The sequence below is a fragment of the Verrucomicrobium sp. BvORR034 genome (assembly GCF_000739635.1).
Taxonomy (GTDB): domain Bacteria; phylum Verrucomicrobiota; class Verrucomicrobiia; order Verrucomicrobiales; family Verrucomicrobiaceae; genus Verrucomicrobium.
Window position 1 is genome coordinate 1 of the sequence record NZ_BATQ01000165.1, and the last position, 4,197, is coordinate 4,197.

Sequence of the window (4,197 nt, forward strand, 5' to 3'; positions counted from 1 at the left end):
CAGTCTGCGGCGAGGACAAGAAGTGGGCCTGGGCTCAGGGCAAGATCGTGGGCAAGGACAAGGTCGAAGTCTGGAGCGATCAAGTGGCCAAGCCGATCGCCGTGCGCTTCGCCTGGTCGGACAATCCGATCTTCAACCTCTACAGTGTGGAAGGCCTGCCCGTCACGCCGTTCCGCTCCGACGACTTTGAAATGATCACCAAGCCCAAGCCGCCTGTCGTGGCTCCGGCCAAACCCGCCGTAGAAGTGCGCAAGGCCGAGGTCACGGCTCCTGCCGCTGCGCCCGACAAGGACGGCTTCATCAGCCTGTTTGATGGCAAGACGCTCAAGGGCTGGCACGTGAGCGCCAAGTCCGGCCACAGCCGCACTTCCAAGAACGTGTCCGGCGGCAAGTGGGAAGTGGTGGACGGTGCCATCACCGGCAGCCAGGACGTTCCCGGCAACGGCGGTCTCATCCTGACCGATGAGAAGTACAGCCAGTTCGAGGTCATTCTGGAAATGAAGAACGACTTCGGTCCGGACAGCGGTCTCTTCCTGCGCAGCACAGAAGATGGCAAGTGCTACCAGGGCCTCATCGACTTCCACACCGGTGGCAGCCTCATGGGCATCTATGGCGAAGGCCTGGGCGGCAAGCCGCACGTGCGCTTCTTCACCTTCGGCAAGACCGAGAACGACATTGAACTCAACCCAGATCGCACGCCCCAGCCCGTGGCCATGACCCCGGAACAGTGGAAGACGTTCTGGAAGGCCGGCCAGTGGAACGAGTTCAAGATGCGCATCACCGGCGGTGACAAGCCCACCATCACCACCTGGATCAACGGCATGAAGATCATGGAGTGGACCGAGACCGAAGCCCGCCTGCCCGTGGCCGGCAGCATCGGCCTCCAGGTACACGGCGGCGGCGACTTCACGAAGCAGTTCGTGCGCTACCGCAACATCCGCGTGAAGCCGCTCAAGTAAGCGTTACCCATCCCCGACTCCCGGTGAAGGCCCTGTGTCTTCCCGGGAGTTTTTTGTGCTTGGGAGAGAAGAAATGCAGGTTTAACCACAGAGGCACAGAGTGGGAAAAATTCGGAATTGGGAATGATGAATTATGAATGAGTCACTCCTGATGGTGATCACGGATGCAGACTGGGAAACTCATTCCTAATTGCCAATTCATAATTCCCAAATTTTTGAAGTGATTCGCTTGCGTGATTTGCCCGGATTTGCGTTGATCTCCGCATGTCCTATGACGCTCCCGAATCCATGCCTCACGGTCTCCGCAGTGAACTGTGGTTGAACAATCCGTCCAATCCTGGCATGACGGCCTTGTACGTGGAGCGCCTCGTGAACTACGGGCTGACCCGTCGCGAGCTGCAGAGCGGCCGGCCCATCATCGGCATCAGCCAGTCGGGCAGTGACATCTCCCCCTGCAACCGGGTGCACCTGGAAACGGTGGAGCGGGCGAAGGCCGGGGTGCGCGACTCAGGAGGGGTTCCCTTTGTCTTCCCCGTGCATCCCATCCAGGAGACCGTGCGCCGTCCCACCGCAGCGTTGGACCGCAATCTGGCCTACCTCGGCATGGTGGAGGTCATCCACGGCTATCCGTTCGACGGCGTGGTCTTCACCACCGGATGCGACAAGACCACGCCTGCCGCCTTGATGGCCGCGGCGACCGTCGATCTCCCCAGCATCATGCTGAACTCTGGCCCGATGCTGGATGGTCACTACAAGGGCAGGCTGGCAGGCAGCGGCACCATCGTGTGGGAATCCCGCCAGCTCTATGCCGCCGGCAAGATCGACTACGAGGAGTTCATGGAGCGCTCCTGCGCCTCCGTGCCCAGCCTGGGTCACTGCAACACCATGGGCACCGCCCTTTCCATGAACAGTCTCGCCGAAGCCCTGGGCATGACGCTGCCGGGCAGCGCCGCCATCCCCGCCCCTTATCGCGAGCGTGGACAGATGGCCTATGAGACCGGCCTTCGCATCGTGAACATGGTGCGTGAAGATCTGAAACCCTCCAAGGTCATGACGCGGCAGGCGTTTGAGAACGCCATCGTGGTCAATTCCGCCATCGGCGGCTCCACCAACTGCCCGCCTCACATCATCGCCATCGCCCGCCACATGGGGGTGGAGCTCAATATTCAAGACTGGCAGACGCATGGCTATGATGTGCCGCTGCTGGTGAACCTCATGCCGGCAGGGAGCTATCTGGGCGAGGCCTTTCACCGCGCTGGCGGTGTGCCCGCGGTGATCGGTGAGTTGCTGCGTGCGGGACGCATCCACGGCGAAGCGCTGACGGTCAACGGCCGCACCATGCAGGACAACACCGCTGGGGTTCATGCCTCGAACCAGGATGTCATCCATACCTATGAGGCCCCGCTCCGCCCCAATGCCGGATTCCTCGTGCTCACCGGCAATCTTTTCGACAGCGCCATCATCAAGACCAGCGTCATTGGCACCGGTTTCCGCGAACGTTATCTCTCGAACCCCGACAGCCCCAACCGTTTTGAAGGCCGGGCCGTCGTGTTTGAAGGCACAGAGGACTACCACGAGCGGATCAACGATCCTGCCCTGGAGCTCGATGAAAACAGCTTCCTGGTCATCCGCGGCAGCGGCAGTATCGGCTACCCGGGTGCTCCGGAGGTGGTGAACATGACCCCTCCAGACTACCTGGTACGTCGTGGGGTCACTGAGTTGCCCTGCATTGGTGACGGGCGGCAGAGCGGCACCAGCGCCAGCCCCAGCATCCTCAATGCCTCTCCCGAGTCCGCTGTGGGCGGTGGTCTCGCCCTGCTCCAGACGGGTGACAGCATCGTCATTGACCTCAATCAATGTCGTTGCGACGTGCTGCTCACGGACGAAGAACTGGAACGCAGGCGCGCGGCCTGGAAGCCACCCGTGTCGGAAAACCAGACACCGTGGCAGGAAATCCACCGCCGCTGCGCCGGCCAGCTCAGCACGGGCATGTGCCTCGACTTCGCCACCTGCTACCGCAATGTAGGAGCTGCGGTGCCGCGCGACAACCACTGAGCGCCCCATTCGCTCCTCGAAAGCACCTGTCACAAAATGCCCAGTATTGGCCCTCGCTGACAGGAGGCACTGTGAGATCATGCCGCCATCCTATGAACCAGTACGACCTCAACGGCCAGACAGCCATCGTCACGGGTGGTGCCCGCGGCATCGGATTTGCCATCGCCAAACGGCTCCTTGAAAGCGGGGCCAACGTCTGTCTATGGGACATGGACGCCGGCGCACTGGAGAGCGCCAAGGAGGCTTTGAATCAGCCGGAGAAAGTTCACTCAACCGCGGTGGATGTGACTTCTGAAACCTCTACTGCTGCTGCTGCCCTGGACACGTTGCAGCGCTTCGGAGCCATTTCCATCCTCGTCAACAACGCTGGCATTGCTGGCACCAATGCGCGCACCTGGGAGATGGACCCGGCCGACTGGAGGCGGGTGGTGGACATCGATCTCACCGGTGTGTTCCTCTGCTGCCGTGCCGTGGTGCCCAGCCTGCTGGCGAACGGCTATGGCCGGATCGTGAACATCGCCTCCGTGGCGGGCAAGGAGGGCAATCCCAATGCCTCGCACTACAGCGCCGCCAAGGCGGGAGTCATTGCCCTGACCAAATCCCTGGGCAAAGAACTCGCCACGGAAAACATCTGCGTGAACTGCATCACGCCAGCCGTGATTGAGACGGACATCCTCAAGCAGCTCACGCCCCAGCATGTGGACTACATGCGGTCCAAGATTCCCATGAACCGCTTCGGCAAGGTGGAAGAGGCCGCCGCCATGGCGACTTGGTTATGCTCCTCCGACTGCTCCTTTAGCACCGCGGCAACCTTCGACCTCACCGGCGGCCGGGCCACGTACTAAGGCTGTCGGTGTTTGAGCCCCAGTGCCCGCCGGAACATGGTCACTCCTAGGAGAAGGCGGAGCTTGCAGACGCTTCAGCTAGTGGCTGCCAAGGAACCTCGGGGGGACTGGCGTGGAGGTGTTAATGGCGATGGGGAGAATGCGGATGCGGTCGGCCTTCCCCACCTGACCATTCTCTGCGCAAGGTACCCAAGGTTGACTCGCTTAACCGATTATGATCGGAACAGTGTGACAGGGAAATTGGATGCCGGAGGCATCCCAGCCCTTAGCCGGGGGTTGAGCGTAGCGATACCCCCGGAAAGCAACAACCTCGCGTTCACCCCGGAGGGGTGACAGCA

Annotated in this window: 3 protein-coding genes; all 3 read left to right on the top strand. The window is 61.5% G+C overall.

From position 1 onward, the window contains the following. The coding region (locus BV034_RS28625; protein WP_265593580.1) for a DUF1080 domain-containing protein at positions 1-959 on the top strand (959 nt) is incomplete at its 5' end. A 264-nt stretch (positions 960-1,223) separates the two neighbouring features. Beyond that, positions 1,224-3,014 carry an IlvD/Edd family dehydratase gene (locus tag BV034_RS28630; RefSeq protein ID WP_050030372.1) on the top strand — a complete coding sequence of 597 codons (1,791 nt, stop codon included), beginning with the start codon at positions 1,224-1,226 and terminating at the stop codon, positions 3,012-3,014. Between the two features lie 92 nt (positions 3,015-3,106). Further along, positions 3,107-3,859, top strand: coding sequence for an SDR family NAD(P)-dependent oxidoreductase (locus tag BV034_RS28635; RefSeq protein ID WP_050030373.1), 753 nt, complete (start codon positions 3,107-3,109; stop codon positions 3,857-3,859). Positions 3,860-4,197: the final 338 nt, after the last annotated feature.

What these genes read in the sequence shown, in the direction of transcription:
- BV034_RS28630 (WP_050030372.1), top strand. Translation starts at nt 1,224, where the DNA reads ATGTCCTATGACGCTCCCGAATCCATGCCTCACGGTCTCCGCAGTGAA.
- BV034_RS28635 (WP_050030373.1), top strand. Translation starts at nt 3,107, where the DNA reads ATGAACCAGTACGACCTCAACGGCCAGACAGCCATCGTCACGGGTGGT.